This is a genomic window from Cupriavidus sp. WS (genome assembly GCF_000395345.1).
GTDB classification, from domain to species: Bacteria; Pseudomonadota; Gammaproteobacteria; order Burkholderiales; family Burkholderiaceae; genus Cupriavidus; species Cupriavidus basilensis_B.
The window spans coordinates 1-1,169 of sequence record NZ_AQPL01000705.1 but is presented as its reverse complement, the minus strand read 5'-3'; the positions used below and the strand labels follow the sequence as shown (position 1 = coordinate 1,169).

Below are 1,169 nucleotides of genomic sequence, written 5' to 3'. Positions count from 1 at the left end.
GCGGCCTGCGGCGAGTTCCAGGTCTGGCACGAGAGACTGCTACAACTGGTCGGTGCGATGGACGACGTATCGGTCACGCCGCGGCCGTTGACCAGGTTGTAGCCGGCACGAGTGACATCGCCGACGACCTTGATCGCGGGCTGGCCGGAGCCCCCCGCGTTACTGCCCCCGACCCACGGCACACCGTCATTGCCGCGGCGAGTCTCCGCCTGCTCGATGGCTGAGACCGCATCCGTGCTCGACACCGCATCGCGCAACGCCAAGCCTTCTGCCATCTGGCTCCAGCCGAGCTGCCCGCCCGCCGTCTCGGCCATCTTCTCCGCCATGGCACGGCATGTCAGCTTGGAACGGTCGAAATCGAGCCGTGCCTGCAACACGCCATTGGTAAGCAGGTTGTAAAGGCCCGGATCGGCCCGCTGAATGATCAGTGCCGGCAACGATGCCACCGCGCTGGTGGCGCTTTGGATCACCGATGACATGATTTGCTGGAAGCCGTTGGTGACGCCGTTGAGTTGATTTTTCAACGTGGTCTGGATGCTCATGTCACCGCAGATCAAGTTGCTGTTCCAGCCCACGCCGACCCCGAGAGAGCGCATGCCAGCCGCACGTCCCATCGACACGGCGTTTCCGCCGCCGATCGAGTACATAACGTCATCGCCGATGACACTGCCGCCGGTCTGATAGCCCAGTTGGCCCAAGGCCACACCGCTCGTCAGCGCGAGCGCACCGGCCAGCGCCAGGATGATATTCGTGCGACGTACCCGGGGGGCGAACGGATTGAATGCAGGACGGAACTTCATGGCAACACCTCAAAGGAAATCGACGCTGCCGAGAAACACCTGACCCCGGCGCTCGCAGCAGGCATACGGCCGCCAGAGCGCCCAGGCGTAGTCGCCTTGCTGAGCTTGCGTCAGGGAGCCATCGCGGGGAAACACCGCGCAGGACGAGGACAGGACAGGCGTGAGTTCCTGCCACTTGCCCGTCGAGGCATCGCCCTCCATGAGCGCGCCAGCCGGCCAGTAGCCATCACGGGAGTTGGCGAGCAGCGGTTGATAAACATGGATCTGCCCGCGGCGCGTGACGACATCGCCTGCGCGCTGGGCCACCACGGCGCCGGCCTTGTGGTCGTCGGTCTGGTGCAAGAACCCACCGCGGGGATACACGTTGCC

Annotated in this window: 2 protein-coding genes; both read right to left on the bottom strand. The window is 64.8% G+C overall.

Annotation, left to right across the window (positions count from 1 at the left end; genetic code table 11):
* The coding region (locus K206_RS0136705; RefSeq protein WP_020207172.1) for an integrating conjugative element protein at positions 1-800 on the bottom strand (800 nt) is incomplete at its 3' end.
* A 9-nt stretch (positions 801-809) separates the two neighbouring features.
* Positions 810-1,169 (bottom strand): TraU family protein (locus tag K206_RS0136700; protein WP_020207171.1); only part of this gene is annotated, 360 nt, incomplete at its 5' end.